The organism is Rhodopirellula islandica (assembly GCF_001027925.1).
Classification (GTDB): domain Bacteria; phylum Planctomycetota; class Planctomycetia; order Pirellulales; family Pirellulaceae; genus Rhodopirellula; species Rhodopirellula islandica.
The window spans coordinates 165,258-183,260 of the sequence record NZ_LECT01000015.1; the positions used below are offsets into that span (position 1 = coordinate 165,258).

An 18,003-nucleotide genomic window follows, 5' to 3' on the forward strand; every position below is an offset into this window, starting at 1 on the left:
TGCCCGTGAATCGTGAGACGGTCCTGCGATTTTTGCGTTCTTTACTGGAGGCCGGGGCGCCGGCGTGGCAGCGATGGCAAGCGGTGCGGTCACCGGAGTGCTATCGCGACTTGGTTTTGAAGCGATCGGACCCGAATCGGCATAAAGAATGTCGTCGACTGAGGATCAAGGATGTCTGGTTTGATGAAGGCTGCTTGCTCGTTCGCAACGGCAAGGGGCAAAAAGACCGGATGACGTTCTTGCCGAAACAAGTGATTCCAGATTTGAAGCGTCAAATTGCTTGGGCGACTCAACGACACCAGCAAGATTTGGAGGAGGGATATGACAAGGTGTATCTGCCCTTTGCGCTGTCCCGGAAGTATCCCAATGCGGGGCGTGAGCTTGGGTGGCGATGCGTTCCATCGGTGCGCCGTGAAAATGGACTTCGTCCGCTTGGGTGACCGGTATCCGGTTCCAATGCTTGGGTGTTGCTGGGGGCTCCCCCGTCATCTTCGGGGATCAAGCTGGCTGGTGCAACTGTTTCAGGGCTGGCGGGTGAGATGAAACGCTTTCAGCGTTGATGGGGGCAGTGCGGGGGAGTTGATGCAGCGGGTTGGGAATGGAGGAGCAGTGGTGGTCCGGATTCTTGACAGGGTGGTCAGTGCGCCAACCGAATGCAGCTCATTGAAAAAGTTAAATTGACAATTGAAAAATGCAAATTGATGCGATTTCATCCACGCATTCCGGCATTTTACAATTGCCAATTTGCACTTTCACTTTTTCAATCGCGACAAGCGCCGTATCAATACCATTCGTCGGAAACCGCCCAAATCGCCTGGTTGATTTCATCTTTATCAGCCCAGGCGATGCCCCTGGGTTGTGGCGGGACCAAGATTACAAAGCCCCAACGGGGGCGGTCCTAGCGGGTTTTGGGGAGTCTTTCTTAGGGCCGCCCCGTTGGGGCTGGTGTCGGAATCTCCGTAACGAAACCCCAGGCGATGCCTGGGGCTATCTTAGAGCTGCCCCGTTGGGGCGTAGGACAGAACAAAAATCAACGTCGCATTTTCCGTGTCAATACCAACCTTTTGACAGCCCAGGGCAGTGGTGGTCCGAATTCTTGACGAATTCGGCTACGGGGTGGGTTGGGACGGAGGGGCGGTGGTGATCCGAATTCTTGGCGAATCCGGCTACGGGCGGATTCGGCTGCGGTGGGTTAGGCGATGATCTCGTGGATGGGGCGGACGTGTTCGACTCCGACCAGCTTTTGATCGAGGCCGCCGTAGAAGTAAGACAGCCGGTTTGGGTCGAGGCCCATTTGGTGCAAGATCGTGGCGTGCAGGTTGCGAACGTGCAGCGGGTTTTCGACGGCCGCGGCACCAAGTTCGTCGGTGGTGCCGTGGCTGATTCCGCCCTTGATTCCGCCTCCGGCCATCCACATGGTGAATCCGTAGGCGTTGTGGTCGCGGCCACTGCCGTTGGCGTATTCCGCGGTGGGTTGGCGTCCAAATTCGCCGCCCCAAACGACCAAGGTTTCATCCAGCATGCCGGTTCGTTTCAAATCGGCCAGCAACGCCGCGATGGGTTGATCGGTCGCACCGGCGTGTTTGTTGTGGTTGATTTCGAGGTCGCCGTGAGCGTCCCAGTTGTCATCGTTGTGGGCACCGCCGCTGTAGAGCTGGATGAACCGGACGCCTCGCTGGGCCAGTCGGCGGGCCAACAAGCAGCGTTTGCCGAACGCCTGTGTCTTGGGGTTGTCCACCCCATACATCGAGAGCGTTTCTGCCGTTTCGTCGGAAAGATCCACGGCTTCTGGTGCAGCGGATTGCATTCGGTACGCCAGTTCGTAACTTGAAATTCGCGATGCCAGAGGTTCTTCGCCGACGTGTTGACCCAAGTGGCGACGATTGGCGTCTTGGATGGAATCGATCAGGCGACGTTGCAGTCCGGGCGGGAAATCCGAAGGCGGGTTCAAGTCGAGAATCGGATTGCCTTCGGTTCGGAACACGGTGCCTTGGTAGGTGGCGGGCATGTAGCCACTCGACCAGTTCTTCGCTCCGCTGATTGGGCCGCCGGTGTGATCCAGCATGACGACGAAGCCCGGCATGTTCTGGTTTTCGCTGCCCAGACCATACGTCAACCACGATCCCATTGCTGGCGAGCCCGACAGGATTTTGCCGCTGTTCATCATCAGCATGGCGGAGCCGTGGATCGGTGAGTCCGCGGTCATGGAATGCAAGAACGCGATGTCATCGACATGCTTGGCGACGTTGGGGAACAGCGTGCTGACCATTTTGCCGCACTCGCCGTGCGGGGCAAAATCCCAACGCGGCTCAACGATTCGGCCACCGGCTTTGTGCCCGCCACGACCGAAGGTTTTGACGTCGACGGTTTTGCCATCCATGCCCTTCATCGCGGGCTTGTGATCAAACGTGTCGATGTGGCTGGGCCCGCCATACATGAACAGAAAGATCACCGTCTTGGCTTTGGGGGCGAAGTGCGGTGGTTTGATCGCCATCGGTCCGGCTGATCCAGCGACGGGGGATGCCGTCGCCGCTGATGCCTGTGGCAACAATCCATCGGAAGCCAGCATCGAGCTCAGTGCCGCTGCACCGAATCCACAGCCGGTTTCCCACACGAATTCGCGGCGGGTGCGACCACAAAAGTTCCCTGGACGGCTTGATCGAGATGCGTTCATGGCGTGGTGGTGGGCAGGTGGGTTGGGATAGAAGGCGGGGCGATCGGACCGGCCTAGGAGTTGACGTTGATTCTTAGGAGGTCACTTGCGTTTCATTGTAAACCAGATCGGCGAGCGAAGGCAATCGTTTCGCCGAAATTCTGCATTGCCGGAGGTCACTGAAATGCGATCGGGTGCGTTAAACTGCTGGCGAAATCACTTTGTCCCTTCCACCTCGAGTCCCGCCTTGTCCGCTCCAAAGCCACTTTCTTTCCCCGTGAATCCTGCCCCGACCGCTCTGAAACAGTTCGCATTCACGTTGCAATCCGAGTCCTATCGCTACCGAACGCCGATGAAATTCGGCGGGCGAGTGGTGGAGGAGGTGACGGTTTTGACGGCGGAGTGCACCGCGACGAACCAAGCCGGTCAAGTCGCCGATGGCGACAAGATCGGGGTGGGCAGCATGACGATGGGAGTGACTTGGGCGTGGCCGGACGCGGCTTTGTCGGATGCCGCGAAGTTGGAAGTGGTGATGGAATTGGCGAGCCGGATGGCGGCGCAGGCCAATGAGCTGTCGGGCACGTTGACCGGCCACCCGATGGAGATTTGTTTGCAGTTGGCGAGTCGCCGCGACGAGTTGGTGGAAGCGGTGGCGAGTGGTCACGAGCTGACGTCGCCGATTCCGGAACTGGCGATCCTGTTGGCCGCGTCGCCGATCGAAGCCGCTTTGTTTGACGCTCACGGAAAAGCGGCCGGGCAGAGCAGTTACAGATTGCTGTCGGCGGAGCATCTTCCACCGGATTTGGCTGAGATGACTGGCGACGATCGCTACGCGGGTTTGCGATTGGATCAATTCATCTCGCAGGCACCCGTCGCGACGTTGCCGCTGTATCACTTGGTCGGGGCGTTGGATCCGTTGACGGAGGCTGAATTGACGAAGCCTGTCGGCGATGGGTTGCCGGAAACGCTCGGCGAGTGGATCACTCGCAATGAGTTGACTCATTTGAAGATCAAGCTGAACGGCGACGATGCGGATTGGGATTTCCGCCGTGTTCGTGATATCAACGCAGTCGCCAATGAGACGACTGACCGCGGCGCGTCGACGGGCAAGCCGTGGTGGTTCTCGTTGGATTTCAACGAACGCTGCAAGGACGAAGCGTATGTGCTGGGTTTGTTGGACCGCTTGGAATCCGAATGTCCGGAAGCGTTTGAGCGGATTCAGTACATCGAACAGCCGACGCATCGTGATTTGAAACGGCCGGGCGCGGTGACGATGCATCAAGCGGCGGCGCGGATTCCCGTTGTGATCGATGAGTCATTGACGGGGTTGGAAAGTTTGCACTTGGCGGTCTCGCAGGGGTACAGCGGCATTGCGCTGAAGGCGTGCAAGGGGCACGCGGAAGCGTTGTTGCTGGGGGCGGTCGCGGTGCACGAGAATTTGTTCTTGTGCGTGCAGGATCTGACGTGTGTGGGGGCGTCGCTTCTGCACTCGGCGTCGCTGTCGGCTCATATCCCTGGCGTGGCCGCGGTGGAGAGCAATGGGCGTCAGTATTGCCCCGAGGGCAACGCGGAATGGATGGCGAAGTTCGGGCCGATGTTTGAGGTCCGCGGCGGCAGCGTGCCGACGAGCTGCTTGGACGGGCCAGGGCTTGGGTATTGAACGCCGGCCAATCGCGGACGTCGTGGACGAGGCAACGAGTCCTCTGTTCGGGCTCTTGTCGGTGGTCGCAGGCTGGATCAAGCAGGTTTGTGATGGTGGCTCAATCCTAAACGATTGGTCTGTCACAGCTAAAAGTGAGGGGTGATCGTAGTGGACGAGGCCACGAGTCCTTGGATTTGACGCCAGTTCAGGACTCGTGGCCTCGTCCACTACCCTAAAAACAAGTCCTGACAGACCAATCGTGGTTCGGCCACATTGGGGTGCACCAGAGTAGAACCGTTGTCCTCAACTGTTTGCGTGCTGGCTTGGTTTTTTCGCGAAACGCAACGCGAATGGGAAGCCGTTTTGACGCAGAGGCGGGGAGGCGCGGGGGCGCAGAGGCTTGGGCGTCTCTGCGTCAAGGACACTCCATCGCTCTGCGCTGCACGACGGGGGAGGCCTCTAGAGCAATGGAACCATCCGAATTCTTGGCGAATCCGGCTACTGTGGCGCGTTGGGATTCTTGGCGAATCCGGCTACGCGACGCGGCGTGATCGGCGGCGGGTGGTTCGGGTCACGGTGGTTCCCGATGTGGAGCCGGGGACGGTCAGGGATTTGATCCGGTCGAGGGCGTTGGCCATCGCGACTCCGTCACGGAAGCGTTTGAGGGGTTTGGGATCCATCGATTTTCGGATCCAATCCACGAACTCCTGGTTCAAGCCACGACGCAGTTTGGCGTACGACGGCAACGGTGCTTCGAACGGGTACTCTGGAAGAGCACCTGACAGCATCCGGTAGATCACCAGCCCCAGCGAAAACACATCGCTGCGATAGGTTGGTTTCCCCATCGCTTGTTCGGGAGCGATGTAGCCGAGGGTTCCCGATGCGGACACGGCATGTCGGCCGCGTTCAATCCGCGCCAACCCGAAATCGGTCAAGCAGATTTTTGAGTTGGGAAACAGGATGAAGTTTTCGGGTTTGATATCGCGGTGCAGAATGCGTCGCTCGTGAGCGTAGGCCATGGCCGAGGTCATTTGGCGAACGTAGTCGAGCGTGGTCGCGCGAGCCATGCGGCGACTCAAGCGGTCGTGCAAGGTCTCTTCCCCGAGCGGGAACACCATCACGAAGTGGCCGTCGATGTAGCGAGCGTCCTTGAGCGGCAAAATGCTGTCGTGAGAAAGACTCGCCATGATGCGAACCTCACGCTGCAGGTCGTCTGCCGATTGGTGAGAGTCCGAAGACGCGGCCTCCGGAATCTTCAACGCCACGTCACGATCTTCGATCGTGTCGTGCGCGGAGTAAACGGTTGCAAAACCACCTTCGCCAAGCTTTTTGACGAGCCGGTATTTGTCCAACCGCATGCCGACGCGAAGGCGACGCGTTGATTCGCCGGGGTCCATCACCAATTTCAAACGTGCCGTCACGGGCGTTGCCTCAAAAGAGAAATCGAATTCGCACGGCGAAGGGCTCGTGCCGACCCATCGAAATCACAACCAAATCGTTTGTCGAAAAAACAAGTCGCTGATCAGCCAATCTTTGACGAACCAACTTTTCCATCTTCGAAGCCAGCAGGCAGGAGTCTTCGGGTTTGTGAGCCTTTTACTTTTTCAACGCACAACCGGGACTAACGCCCAAACGGCTCACATGGCGATGTCCCATCATTCCTGCCAACCCGCTTAGACGTTCACATGATCGTGCTGTTGGACTTCGATCGTGCTTTCACAGCGAGTGGCAATGTCGATCGTGACCGCCCAGCGACCTTCCGCGTCCGCGGTGATGATCCAGTGAGGCATCACGCACACCGATTGGTGAACCAACTCAAAACCGGCTTCACTTTGGCTGACCGTTTCCACGGGGAACGCCCACACACCGCTTTCGCGATCGGTCCGCAAGTCGATGTCGACGCCGAGCCAGCGATCCGACAGCGAAAGTCCGTGAACGTCTTGCAGGTCCAGGCGTTCGCCGAGTTGCCCCAGTTGATTCCCGTCCACATCGCTGAAGTAACGGTCGTCGGCTCCCGAGGGCAAACCGGCGAAGTTCCATTCCACGGCAAAGTGCAGTGGGCTGGCCGGCGGGAGGTTTTCCAACAAGTAGGTCACGGACAAGTTGCCACTGTCTTGTTGGAGCGTCACAGCTTTGGTCAGCGTGATTGGGATCCCCCAAGCGTTGCCGTCGCGACGCAGTTGAGCTTGCACACGGTCGCTGCCTCGACGCAGTTTGGCTTCGAACGGCAAATCGACAAAGTCGCCTCGTTCGGGTGATTCGCCACGCGAGACCGATTCCAGGGTGGCTTCGTTGTCAAAGAAGTGGTCCATCAAGCTCTTGCGAGCGTAACGGTCGTACTGAATCATTTGATCCAGGCCTTCTTGTTTGAACACCACTCGGTCGTGGATGCTGGCCACATCGCCACCAGCGGCACTCGGCCCAGCCAGAACTTTTCGGTGATAGGCTTCGGGGCGTCGCTGCAGGGTGGCCAACAAGTTGTGGTTGATGCCTCGCAAGTCCCACTCGTACATCCGGCCACCTTGGGCGGGATCGATCCAAGCGACCATGGATTCGTTGGACAATCGGATCTCTTGTTGCCCGTCGTAATCGTAGTCACCCGCGGTCGCTGAAACCGTGTGCAGCGTGCCTTCGATTTCTTGCAGCAGCGTGTCGGCTTGGATCAGGTGCTCGTAGATCGCGTTGCGAAGGTGAGGCAAGTAGATCCCACCGAAGGCACCGTGCCAGTACGGGCAATTGCATTGACCGCGATACAGGTGATCGCGAATTTCGGCGAGTTCACCGGCGTCGTGTCCGCTGGCTTCGGCTTTGGCCAGGCGATCGCTGACGTGCATCATGCGAGCGTACATCTCGTTGGTTTCTTCGTACTTCACCTTGAAGTTCCGCCAGAAACCGCCACGCACGAAGGATTCCAAGTGGCCCCAGCGTTCGTCTTCTTCCATCGCGTGGGAAACGTCGTCGAGAATCTCTTGTGACTCGGCGGGCAACGACCAAACGGTCATTTCGCGGTAGCTGCAATCGGGCAGGTAAGCCTTTCCGGCGGGAGCAGCGTTTTGGATGGACTCGGCCAACGTGACTGTGTGCAGCCACTCTTGGTTTTCGGTCAACGCGTCGAAGAACGAACGCAACCAGCCTTCGTCGTAGACGTGCGACTTGGTGTCGGGCCAGGTGCCGAACTTTTCGCCGTCGTCGCCGAATGTCATCACGGCACCGGGATTGGAATGAGCGATCCCGCGCAGGTAGTCGATCGTTTCGTGAGCGGGGCGGAACGGGATTGTGTAGCGAAGCTGTTCGCTGCCAGGGAAGACGCGAAGCAGTTGGCCTTGGTCTTCGACGACGAAGTAGCTGCGCAATTCTTCTTCCGCCATCCCAGCGGATTTGAAGTGGTAATCGTCCAGCACGGTGTAGCGGATTCCCGCCGCGGCGACGTCGGCGGTCAGGCCGGATTCCCAGACGCGTTCGGGCATCCACATGCCAGCGGGCGTGACGCCCAAGTTGCGTTGCAGCCACGAGTTGTACGACTGGATTTGGCCGACACGGTCGCGACGTGGCAACATCGTCAAGATCGGTTCGTACTGAGGTCCGCCCACGATTTCGATGCGTCCTGCTTCGACCAGCAAACGCACGCGGTCGAGGTACTCGGGGTGGCGTTCGGCCATCCACAGCATCAACGGGCCGGAAGTGTGCAGGGAAATGTTCAGTGCGTCGTACGGTTCAAACACTTCCAGAAACGGCAAGTAGCTGTCCTGGTAGGCTTGTTCAAACACGCCATCGAAGTTTCCGATTGGCTGGTGGTTGTGAAGGACCAAGCAAAGGTGAACGTGAGGCGACATGGGCGCTGGGATTCAGTGTGTGGAAGGACGTCGTGAAACGGGCGATGACGGTGCGCGAATTTTACGATTTGCATGCATGGCGCGAATGCAAAAAACAACCGGATTTTTCGAAACGACGCGAATGTTTGGGCGAGCCAAATTCGCTGGTCGTTTCCAGCCGGTTAATCGGCGCAATCGTCACACTCGCGACAACCGCTGCGAACATCATCGGCTGACGGTTGTGCCGGCTTGAGCGGAAACGACGGTCGTAACGATTCTGCGGATTGGAACGACAGCCCAAAAGCTGGCTGTCGGAGGCGAGCGGTGTGGGTGAGCTGGAGTTTGGATTGGGTGGGGAGCGGTTTGAGGTAGAGCGTTGGTTGACGGAACAATTGGGGACAATTGTTCTACTCTGGTGGTGCTCGGGTCACGGTGGGGACCACCGTGCTGCGGGTTATGCGGCCAAGCTGTAGCTCGGTGGTCCTTCACCAAGAGGGACGCTGGGGCGATGCTCTCCGCTCTGGAGGCGTGCGGCGTGGGTGAGCTGAAGTTTGAATTGGGTGGGGAGCGGTTTGAGGCAGAGCGTTGGTTGACGGAACAATTGGGGACAATTGTTCTTCTCTGGTGGTGCTCGGGTCACGGTGGGGACCACCGTGCTGCGGGTTATGCGGCCAAGCTGTAGCTAGTGGTCCTCCACCACGAGGGACGCTGGCGCGATGCTCTCCGCTCTGGAGGCGTGCGGTGTGCGCGAGCTGGAGTTTGGATTGGGTGGGGAGCGGTTTGGGGCAGAGCGTTGGTTGACGGAACAATTGGGGACAATTGTTCTACTCTGGTGGTGCTCGGGTCACGGTGGGGGACCACCGTGCTGCGGTTTTTTGGGGCTGGTAGGATTCATTCTGGGCCGCGGCTCTGTGGCCCTGTGATTCTGTGCCTCTTTCCACTTACCAAGACCCTTTCCACTCAATCATTTTCCAGCCTTGCTGGATTGGATTGCCAAGATCGCACGCGAGACTTCGAACACCGGGTATGCGACGAATTTTTCAATCCATTCGAAAAGCCATCTGGACGCTGTTTTGCCTCGCGTCGTTGGCGTTGATCTTGGCGTTTGTGACCGCGCTGCCGCTGTTGCAATTGATCACGCTGGGATACTTGCTGGCTGTCGCCGGGCATTTGGCCTCGGGGGGGCTGCTCAAGGACGCTTTGCCGAATTTGAACGCGGCGGGTGTGTTTGGGGCGGCGTTTTTGGCCTTGGCGATTGCCTCTGCGCCGACCCGTTTGCTGGCCCATTGGGAATCCGTCGCCGCGGTCATTGATCCCGGTTCGCCGGATGCGACTCGGCTGAGGATGGGAGCGATCGCGCTGTCGGCGTTCTTGACCGTTTACTTGGGTTGGGCGTGGGTGCGTGGCGGTCGTTTGAAGCACTACCTGTGGCCCCAGCCCAAACGCTTCTTTCGAGAGGCTTGGCGTCCATCGACTTGGTCCCGGTTCGCCGATCAAGTCTGGGAGTTCCTGCGAGACCTGCGAATTCCCGCCTTGTTTTGGATGGGGATTCGCGGAGCGCTTTTGACGTTGGTTTGGTTGGTTCCCGCGTTTGTGATCATGGGCGTGACTCGGCAAGGCGACAACGCGGCCGATGGAGTCTTGGGTGTGTTGGCTTTGATTGCGCTCGCGTTCGTGTTGCTGTACCTGCCGATGTTGCAAACTCATTTTGCAGCCCAAAACAATTGGCGAGCGATGTTCCAGTGGCGGCAAGTCCGAAGCGATTTTCGTTATGCACCCTGGTCTTGGGCCGGGGCGATGTTGGTCGGGTTGGTGCTGATGCCGATCCCCTTGTATTTGTTGAAGATCGAAGCCACCCCGCAAGAAATCACCTGGTTGCCTTGTTTGGTGTTCGTCGCGTTCATGCTGCCGGCTCGAATCGCAGAAGGGTTGGCGCTGCGTCGATGCCGGCGGCGACGGGCCGAGGCCGAATCCGGCGATTGGGTGCCGAGTGTTTGGGCGGGGCGATGGTGGTTCGTTTCTCGCTGGGCGGTCCGCTTGGTGGTCATGCCCGCAATCGTGGGCTTTTACATGTTGGTTCTGTTGGGCAGTCAATTCACCAGCTGGGATGGGGTGGAAACCTGGGTGCGCCAGCACGCTTTGTTGGTGCCGGTGCCGTTCGTTGGCGTGTGATCACGTCCGCAACTCACCGTTGAAACTTGCTTTGGTTCCCTTGTTGTGTCGTCGCTCAAGTGGTAGAAGCGAAGCATGACTCGATTGCCCCACGCGAAACAACCGCACTCCCAGCATCGCAGCCGCAAACGCGGTGTGATCGGTGTGATGTTTCGCGAAGAGAAATTGCTGATCATTCGCCGTTCACTGACCGTCAATGCGCCAGGCAAATTGTGTTTGCCGGGCGGAGGCATTGAGGCCGGGGAAAGTGAAGAAGAAGCACTCGTGCGAGAAATGCAAGAAGAGTTGACGATCGATGTGACGCCAAGGCGATTGTGTTGGCGGAGTGTCACGCCGTGGGGAACTCGTTTGGCCTGGTGGCTGGCGGAGTTTCCTGACCAGGTGGATCCGGTGCCAAATCCTGAGGAAGTTTCGGAGGTGCACTGGATGACGGCCAATGAAATCGTCCAAGCACGTGGGACACTGCCTAGCTTGCCTGAATTTGTGGCGGCGTGGCGAAAGAGCGAAATTGACCTGCCATGGAAAGATTCCTCGCAGACCTGAGCGGAAACTCACCTTGTCGGTCGCTGGTGTTCTGCTACGCTACGCGATTCGATCCGGCCGGTGTTTGATTCGCCCCTGTTTGGAACGCCAAAGATTGGCGATGCCTCACTGCGAAATCTGGCCATGCACGCAAAACACGAACATTTTTCCAGGAGAGCGAACTAGGTGGGTACCAAGAAATCTGGCAAGGGACGACGTAAAGTAGGCCGCAAGAAACGACGGATGCGAGCCAAGATTCGTCACCGCAAGAAATAATCCTTGCTGGCGGGCTGATTTTTTCGCCGCCTGGTTGTCGCCTCATCTGATCGCCGCCCAAGTGGATTTCCGCTTGGAGCGGTTTTTGCATGGAGTGATGGAGGGGAGGCCTGGCTGTAGGTTGGCCACTCTTGGCCGACATCCAAAACTCTGACGGGCAAGAGTGCCTATCCTACCCGCATGTGTAGGAGCGTCGTTGACGACTCAGTCGACTCGCCGTCACGCTTCGCGCTACCAAGGATCACTCGCTCTCGGATTGCAGGCCCAGCTCGGCCAGCCATCGGCGACCGGCTTTGGGATAATCTCGGGCATCGCGTTTCTCGCGTTGCAGCTGTTCGATCTGTTCTTCCAGCTCTTCCGCACGACGAGCCAGCGTTTGTCTTTCCCGCGATAGTTTGGCGCGTTCCAGCGAAACTTCGATTTCGGCCGTGCGGAATTTGTCTTCCCATTCCGTTTTCAATTCTGCCAGTCGGGCGCGTTCGGCCATCACCAATTCATCGGAGTCGACCATGCCAGCGATGGCGGCGGCACCGAAGGCGACATTGTCATTGCGTGTGTCGGCTCGGTTTTGCAGCAGGATTTGCAATTCGTGAATCTCAGCGTTGCGTTCGGCAATCGTTTGTTCTGCCTGCGACAGTCGATCGACCAGATCGTCGATGAACGCCACCGGGTTGTGGATCCAATCTGGATCAATCGAGGCAGCAATGTCTTGAGATGACTGCGACAGGGATTCCAGGAACGACTCCGCGTTGAAGTCGTCGTTCTCCATCTGTTCCAGAATCTTTGCCTTGCGTTCTTCCCAAGACATCGAATCGTCGCAGCCCTGCGTGTCGGACACGGTGCGAGTGACGCCGGACGATGCCAGTTGGGCAGCGAGTTCTTCATTCTGGGTTTGCAGTTCGTGCGAACGCATGCGTTCCGACTGCAGTTCTTCCTCCAGTCGATGGACTTCGGGCGAGACCAAGTCGACGTAGTCGGTTGGTGCTTCCTCCGCCATTGGCGGTTGCCAGGAGCCAGCGGTCGGTTCGGTGGTGGGCTCCGGTTCGAGTTCCGGGTTCTCCGAATGCTCGTCGTAGGCTGGGTCAATCGCTGCTAAGTCAGCCAGCGCAGAGTCTTCGAAGGCAGAGGCTTCTGCAAAAGAGGTGTCTTCGGCGTAGGTCGGCTCTTCTTCGTACGCAGAGTTCTCGTCATAGGCCAAGTAATCGTCGTAAGCGATCTCGGGCGATGGAGGGGGCGTTTCCGCGTCGTCGGGTTCTTCCGCGAAGGTGAGTTCGTCAGGTTCGTAGGGTGTTTCCGCTTTGAGCGAGAGTTCCGCTTGTTCGGAGGGAGTCCCCGACAGCAGATCGAACTCGTCCAAGCGAGTGGTCAAGCGGCCTTCGAATTCGCTCAGCAGCGAGACGATTTCTTGCAAGCGAAGATCGATTGGCGTGGCAGCATCGGAAACAACATCCACGATGTCAGCGCGAGTCAGCCCCGCGCCGCTTGAAGCGGATTTCGCTTGAACTTTGTCGTTCGGATCGTTTGGAGTGGATGTGTTGGTTGACATTGCAGTCGATTCAGGGACTTGCTCGCAAGGATTTTGGGTCCCTTCGATATTGCCAGCACCGAGTTGCTCCACCTGTGGCCGCGATTGCGGAGCAGGAAGAGTCAGTCGTCGCTTTCGTTTTCGGTTGTTTCGAGCCATGTGGCTGGAGATTCAAATTCCGGGGCAAAATCGGGTCAGGCGTGGCCTGATGAGTGCGATGCACTGTCTGCTATAGTTCAAGAACACCGCTTCTCCGGAACACTAGACCACAAACAATTGCTGGTCAAAAAATCGCACCGACCATCCTCATCCAATCCGGGAAAATCAAGTTTTGGCTAAGAAGAAACGGAACCCCCCGGCGGACGAGACCGGCACAGTCGACGCGTCTGCGACGGATCTCGCGGATTTCGAAGCAACGTTGGGTGATGTCGAATCCATCGTTCGAAAGCTGGAATCCGGGGCGTTGACGCTGGATGAATCGTTGAAGCAGTACGAGGTGGCGGTGTCCAAGATGCGACAGTGTTACCAGTTGCTCGACGTGGCCGAACGCAAGATCTCCGTCTTAGCGGGCGTGGATGCGGAGGGGCGTCCGGTGACGGAACCGCTTGAGAACATGTCGGGCGGCGAGTCGTTGATTCAAAAGCAGGCGTCTCGCGGCAAACGTCGCGGAGTATCTGGCGCGGAAACCTTGGAGGATGATGAGTGAGCGTGGATGCATCGGGTGAGCACCGTGAACAGTCGGTGGAAACCCACCGATCATTGAAAGACTACATGGACGCTCGACGTCCGGCGGTGGAAGCGGCTTTGGAAGAAGCCTGCCGGGATCGGGCTGGAGTTCCAGAACGATTGGCGGCTGCGATCCGGTACGCCGTCTTGGCGCCGGGAAAGCGGCTTCGTCCGATGTTGACGATCATGGCGGCGGAAGCGTGCGGTGGCGATGTCGCTGGCGCAATGCCATCGGCCGTGGCGATCGAGATGATTCATGCCTATTCGCTGATCCATGATGACCTGCCTGCGATGGACGACGACGATTTACGTCGTGGGCGACCGACAACGCACATTGAGTTTGACGAAGCCACGGCGATTCTGGCGGGGGACGCACTGCAATCGATGGCATTTGCTCATCTGCACCAAAGCACCCCCGACGTTTCACGCTCGGCAGCGCTGATTGGGACGTTGGTCACCGCATCGGGGCCAGCTGGGTTGGTCGGCGGCCAGGCCGATGACTTGGATGCGGAGAAACGCACCGTGGAGGACTTTGGCGGTCCCGATTCGGCGCTGAAGCACCTGGAAGCGATCCATCAACGTAAAACGGGGGCTTTGTTCATGGCCTGTGCGGCCATGGGGGCAATTTCCGCCGGAGCAGATTCGCGGGCGGTTTCGGCCTTGACCGATTACGCTAAAGCGTTTGGACTCGCCTTTCAAATCACGGACGATTTGCTGGATTGCACGTCCACGGACGAACAACTTGGAAAACGAACGGGCAAAGACGACGGCCGTGGCAAGCTGACTTACCCGGGATTGATGGGACTGGATCGGGCGAGAGCCCACGCCAAAGCGACCATTTGCACGGCGCACGAATCGCTGCAGTTGTTCGGAGCGACTGCGCAGCGGTTAACAGAATTGGCGGACTTTGTTTTGGAGCGTACAAATTGATTGATCACAAACACCCCCTGCTGGCAGGTTTGCAGGATGCAACTCCGCTGGCCAATTGGTCCCCCGCGCAACTGGGCGACGCGGCCGTCGAAATCCGCGACGTGCTGTGCAATTTGCTCGCGACCCGAACGGCTCACTTCGCGTCCAACTTGGGCGTGGTGGAGCTTTGCTTGGCCCTGCATAGCGAATTCGATTTTCGCACGGATCGATTGATCTGGGACACGGGGCACCAGGTCTACCCGCACAAATTGGTGACCGGCCGCTACGATCGCTTCGAAACGATCCGCACCGCGGGCGGGTTGATGGGGTACCCCAACCCCCACGAGAGCGTTTACGACCTGTTCATGACGGGCCACGCCGGGTGCAGCGTCAGCACCGCGGTCGGGTTGCGCAGTGGCGACATCTTGATGAACCAAGAGGATCGCCGAACCGTGGCCGTGATCGGCGACGGGGCGTTTCCCTGTGGAGTTGTCTTTGAGGCGCTCAACAACGCGGGCGAACTCGGCGATGATCTGACAATCGTTCTGAACGACAACAAAATGTCGATCTGTCATCGCACCGGTTCCGTGGCTCAGTACCTGGACCGGTTGCGCGGCAACCCTTTCTACACGGGGCTGAAGCACGAAGTCACCCGATTGCTTGACCGAGTCCCGATGTTTGGCGACCCAGCCGAACGTTTGTTGGCTCAGATGAAAGAAGGCGTCAAAGCCGGATTGCTGGGCGGCATGTTGTTCGAAGAACTCGGGATCCGCTACATCGGTCCGATCGATGGTCACGATATCCCATTGATGCAGAAGTACCTGCGTCTGTGCCGGGAGACGCCCGGTCCGGTTCTGCTGCACGTGGTGACGGAAAAGGGACACGGTTACAAACCCGCCGCGGAAGACCCGGTGTTCTTCCACACGCCACCTGCTTTCGAAGATCGCGGTGGCACGCCGGTGACTCGGGGCAGCGATGGCCAGCCTCCTTACACAACGCACGCTCGCGACGCGATCGGTGCGGCCATGGATCGCGATTCGCGAGTCACGGTCATCACCGCGGCGATGTGCCAAGGCAACAAGCTGGAGCCCGTTCGCGAAAAATTCGCGGATCGATTCTTTGATGTTGGCATCTGTGAATCGCATGCGGTCGCCTTTGCCGCTGGGCAATGCAAAACCGGCATGCGTCCGATCGTGGACATCTACAGCACGTTCTTGCAACGCAGCTACGATCAGATTTTCCAAGAGGTCGCCCTGCAGGATTTGCCGGTCGTGTTCATGATGGACCGGGCTGGTCTGACCGCGCCGGACGGGCCGACTCACCATGGCGTTTACGACATCGGTTACATGCGTTTATTCCCGAACATGGTCTTGATGGCTCCTGGGTATGCCCAAGAGTTGTCGATGATGTTGGACACGGCACTGACGCTCGATCATCCGTCTGGGATTCGTTATCCGAAGGCGTCCGCGCTGGAGGCGACTCACACGCCGGCACCGATCGAAGTTGGCAAAGCCGAGTGGATTCGCGAGGGAGCCGACGGAACGATCGTGGCCTATGGTGCGATGTTGGAACAAGCGATTGCTGCGGCCGAGCAACTCGAAGGTGAGTTGGAAATCGGCGTCGTCAACGCTCGCTTTGTCAAACCGATTGATGCCGAGATGGTCCATCGAACCTTGAGCGGCGGTCGCTTTGTTGTGACGTTGGAAGAAGGCACTCGAGTGGGCGGGTTTGGTTCCGCGTTCTTGGAATCAGCGGTGGATCAACGCTTGGACACACGAGCTGTTCATCGGTTGGCGTTGCCCGACGAGTTTGTGTTGCATGGCGACCGTTCGCAGTTGCTGGACGAATCCACTTTGTCTGCGCAGAAGGTGATTGAGGTGTGTCGTGAAGCGGCTTCTGAGGTCGGTTCGCAGGTTGGTGTCTGATGTCATCTTCCAGCGGAGAAGCTCCGGATTGGTGTGGCTGTGGTCGGCCACCGCGAATTGTTGTGTTAGGGGCTCCTAACAAGAACAACGTGTCCTCCGCTTGGAAGCGTCTTCGCCCGACGATTCAGTCGCATGCGGAATTGGTCGCGGCTGACTTTGAATTCACCTATGACTTCTCGGATGACGACCTTGATTTGGTGATCGTGATTGGCGGTGACGGGTCCATTCTGCAATCCGCCCGTCAGATGGGCAGTCATCAAACACCGGTGCTGGGGATCAATTGCGGTCGCTTGGGATTTTTGGCCGCTCTTTCGCCCGAAGATTTTTTGGACGCTTGGCCCAAGGTCTGTCATGGTGACTTTTCGATCATTCGGCACCTGATGCTGGAAGTCCAACTGGTTCGTGACGACCAGGTCATCGCTCAATCCATGGCTCTCAACGAAGCGGCCATTTTGAACGGGCCGCCGTTCGCAATTCTGGACATTGATCTCTACGCCGACGATGAGCTGGCGACCCAGTATCGATGTGATGGGTTGATCGTGGCGACTCCGGTCGGGTCGACCGCTCACAACTTATCCGCCGGGGGGCCGATCTTGAGACGGCAATTGCAGGCGATCGTGATCTCGCCGATCAGCCCGCACACGTTGACCTACCGTCCGCTGGTTGACTCCGCGGACACGCGTTTGGAACTGGCGGTGACGGAACCCAATGAATCGACCAGCATCGTGGTGGATGGTCGAATTCTAGGCCAGTTGAAATCCGGCGATCGTGTTCGTGTGCACCGGGCTCCGGTGGCGTTTGAAATGCTCCGAGTTCCCGGCCAGAACGACTATCGGACGCTCCGCGAAAAGTTGGGTTGGTCGGGGCGATTGGCGTTGCGACAGTCGTGAGCTGAGATCACGATATGCCGATGATTGAAATTCTTTGGGCTTCACATTCGTGCGTTGTCGCGTGCAAGCCGGCTGGCCTTCCCACCACATCGCCACCGGGCACACCGTGTCTGCAATCCAAGCTGCGCGAGCAGTTTGAACAAGCCGGCACTTCCACCAGCTATTTGACAGCCGTGCACCGGCTCGACCGTCCCGTGTCGGGATTGGTCCTGATCGCACTCCGCAAGAAAGCGGCGCGTTTGCTGAGCGAGCAGTTTCGGTTGCGACGCGTTCAGAAAAAGTATGTTGCGGTGGTGGAAGGCGACGCTCGCGAGGCTTGCAAGCAAGAGCCATGGCAGGACTATATCGCCAAGACACCCGACCAGGCTCGTGTGGAAGTGGTGGAGCCTGAAACCGCCGATGCACGCTCCGCCGAAACGAAGGTGAGCTTTCTGGATTTTGATGCGGCGTCGAATCGTTCTCGGATCGAGCTTCGTCCCGTCACCGGACGAATGCATCAATTGCGAATCCAGTGCGCTCATCGTGGTCACCCGATTGTGGGTGATCCGCTGTATGGGAACGCGGAGGATGAGTCCGCCTTGCAGCTCGTCGCAGCCCAGTTGTCGTTTCGAGACCCGACCAACGGACGCGCCGTTGAGGTCGTGTTGCCTGAGCTGCCGTTCTAGTCAGTGGGATGGGCACTCTTGCCCGTCAGAGTCGGCCAAGAGTGCCCATCACAACCCGATGCGTGAGCGAGGGACGCCCTCAACTCCTGCGACGGCCCCATCCGGGGAGACCGTTTGTTGTCCGGCATTAGTCTCTCGGGGCTTCCGCCCCGAGCTAAGCAACGCGTGAACAACAAGTGACGATGTTAGCGGTGTGGCGCAAGCCGCCCGGTGAGGAACCGGAGGGCTCGCGCCCTTCCGCTACGTCACTTGTTGTTCACGTGGTCCTAAGCACGACGGCCCCATC

15 protein-coding genes are annotated in these 18,003 nt (G+C 58.5%); 11 read left to right on the top strand and 4 right to left on the bottom strand.

Going from position 1 to position 18,003, the window contains the following annotated elements; translation table 11 throughout:
- The first annotated feature begins 5 nt into the window (after window positions 1-5).
- Window positions 6-440, top strand: a complete 435-nt coding sequence (locus tag RISK_RS29170; protein WP_201778928.1) for a tyrosine-type recombinase/integrase — start codon at window positions 6-8, stop codon at window positions 438-440.
- Window positions 441-1,192: 752 nt separating this feature from the next.
- On the opposite strand, the gene RISK_RS06330 is transcribed toward RISK_RS29170, so the two are convergent.
- Window positions 1,193-2,674: a DUF1501 domain-containing protein gene (locus tag RISK_RS06330; protein ID WP_047813427.1), complete on the bottom strand. Its 1,482-nt coding sequence runs from the start codon at window positions 2,672-2,674 to the stop codon at window positions 1,193-1,195.
- Between the two features lie 226 nt (window positions 2,675-2,900).
- On the opposite strand from RISK_RS06330, the gene RISK_RS06335 reads away from it, so the two are divergent.
- Window positions 2,901-4,313, top strand: a complete 1,413-nt coding sequence (locus RISK_RS06335; RefSeq protein WP_047813565.1) for a mandelate racemase/muconate lactonizing enzyme family protein — start codon at window positions 2,901-2,903, stop codon at window positions 4,311-4,313.
- 515 nt (window positions 4,314-4,828) lie between these two features.
- Here RISK_RS06335 and RISK_RS06340 read toward each other — a convergent pair.
- Window positions 4,829-5,716, bottom strand: a complete 888-nt coding sequence (locus RISK_RS06340; protein ID WP_047813428.1) for a serine/threonine-protein kinase — start codon at window positions 5,714-5,716, stop codon at window positions 4,829-4,831.
- A gap of 252 nt (window positions 5,717-5,968) precedes the next feature.
- Window positions 5,969-8,128 (bottom strand): alpha-amylase/4-alpha-glucanotransferase domain-containing protein, encoded by a 2,160-nt coding sequence (locus RISK_RS06345; protein ID WP_047813429.1) that lies wholly within the window; start codon window positions 8,126-8,128, stop codon window positions 5,969-5,971.
- 32 nt (window positions 8,129-8,160) lie between these two features.
- Between RISK_RS06345 and RISK_RS06350 the strand changes: the two genes are divergently transcribed.
- The 4 genes from RISK_RS06350 (at window position 8,161) to RISK_RS06365 (ending at window position 10,822) form a co-directional block, all read left to right on the top strand.
- Complete coding sequence (locus RISK_RS06350) at window positions 8,161-8,343, top strand: hypothetical protein (protein ID WP_236696081.1); 183 nt, start codon at window positions 8,161-8,163, stop codon at window positions 8,341-8,343.
- A gap of 272 nt (window positions 8,344-8,615) precedes the next feature.
- Window positions 8,616-8,789, top strand: a complete 174-nt coding sequence (locus tag RISK_RS32130) for a hypothetical protein (protein WP_160311407.1) — start codon at window positions 8,616-8,618, stop codon at window positions 8,787-8,789.
- Window positions 8,790-9,133: 344 nt separating this feature from the next.
- Complete coding sequence (locus RISK_RS06360; RefSeq protein WP_047813432.1) at window positions 9,134-10,279, top strand: DUF4013 domain-containing protein; 1,146 nt, start codon at window positions 9,134-9,136, stop codon at window positions 10,277-10,279.
- 75 nt (window positions 10,280-10,354) lie between these two features.
- Window positions 10,355-10,822 carry an NUDIX hydrolase gene (locus tag RISK_RS06365; RefSeq protein ID WP_047813433.1) on the top strand — a complete coding sequence of 156 codons (468 nt, stop codon included), beginning with the start codon at window positions 10,355-10,357 and terminating at the stop codon, window positions 10,820-10,822.
- Between the two features lie 496 nt (window positions 10,823-11,318).
- Here the strand turns inward: RISK_RS06365 and RISK_RS06370 are convergent, their stop codons facing one another.
- Window positions 11,319-12,623, bottom strand: a complete 1,305-nt coding sequence (locus tag RISK_RS06370) for a hypothetical protein (protein ID WP_236696082.1) — start codon at window positions 12,621-12,623, stop codon at window positions 11,319-11,321.
- Window positions 12,624-12,933: 310 nt separating this feature from the next.
- Here RISK_RS06370 and xseB point away from each other — a divergent pair, with 310 nt between their 5' ends.
- From xseB to RISK_RS06395, 5 genes are read left to right on the top strand one after another with little or no spacing between them, the layout of a single operon-like run.
- Entirely contained in the window at window positions 12,934-13,308 is a 375-nt protein-coding gene (gene xseB, locus RISK_RS06375) for an exodeoxyribonuclease VII small subunit (RefSeq protein ID WP_047813435.1), read from the top strand.
- Between the two features lie 2 nt (window positions 13,309-13,310).
- On the top strand, window positions 13,311-14,258 hold the full coding sequence (locus RISK_RS06380) for a polyprenyl synthetase family protein (protein ID WP_173442627.1): 948 nt from the start codon (window positions 13,311-13,313) through the stop codon (window positions 14,256-14,258).
- Window positions 14,255-16,162 carry a 1-deoxy-D-xylulose-5-phosphate synthase gene (gene dxs, locus RISK_RS06385; protein ID WP_047813437.1) on the top strand — a complete coding sequence of 636 codons (1,908 nt, stop codon included), beginning with the start codon at window positions 14,255-14,257 and terminating at the stop codon, window positions 16,160-16,162. The genes RISK_RS06380 and dxs overlap by 4 nt, the downstream gene beginning before the upstream one ends.
- The gene (locus RISK_RS06390) at window positions 16,162-17,052 is read left to right on the top strand and encodes an NAD(+)/NADH kinase (protein ID WP_047813438.1); all 891 of its coding nucleotides are present in this window, start codon (window positions 16,162-16,164) and stop codon (window positions 17,050-17,052) included. Before dxs ends, RISK_RS06390 begins: the two co-directional genes overlap by 1 nt.
- Window positions 17,053-17,072: 20 nt before the next feature.
- Window positions 17,073-17,717, top strand: coding sequence for an RluA family pseudouridine synthase (locus RISK_RS06395; protein WP_047813566.1), 645 nt, complete (start codon window positions 17,073-17,075; stop codon window positions 17,715-17,717).
- The last annotated feature ends 286 nt before the right edge of the window (window positions 17,718-18,003 follow it).

What these genes read in the sequence shown, in the direction of transcription:
- RISK_RS06360 (WP_047813432.1), top strand. Translation starts at nt 9,134, where the DNA reads ATGCGACGAATTTTTCAATCCATTCGAAAAGCCATCTGGACGCTGTTT.
- RISK_RS06390 (WP_047813438.1), top strand. Translation starts at nt 16,162, where the DNA reads ATGTCATCTTCCAGCGGAGAAGCTCCGGATTGGTGTGGCTGTGGTCGG.
- RISK_RS06345 (WP_047813429.1), bottom strand. Translation starts at nt 8,128, where the DNA reads ATGTCGCCTCACGTTCACCTTTGCTTGGTCCTTCACAACCACCAGCCA.
- RISK_RS06395 (WP_047813566.1), top strand. Translation starts at nt 17,073, where the DNA reads ATGATTGAAATTCTTTGGGCTTCACATTCGTGCGTTGTCGCGTGCAAG.
- RISK_RS32130 (WP_160311407.1), top strand. Translation starts at nt 8,616, where the DNA reads ATGCTCTCCGCTCTGGAGGCGTGCGGCGTGGGTGAGCTGAAGTTTGAA.
- RISK_RS06370 (WP_236696082.1), bottom strand. Translation starts at nt 12,623, where the DNA reads ATGTCAACCAACACATCCACTCCAAACGATCCGAACGACAAAGTTCAA.
- RISK_RS06330 (WP_047813427.1), bottom strand. Translation starts at nt 2,674, where the DNA reads ATGAACGCATCTCGATCAAGCCGTCCAGGGAACTTTTGTGGTCGCACC.
- RISK_RS06365 (WP_047813433.1), top strand. Translation starts at nt 10,355, where the DNA reads ATGACTCGATTGCCCCACGCGAAACAACCGCACTCCCAGCATCGCAGC.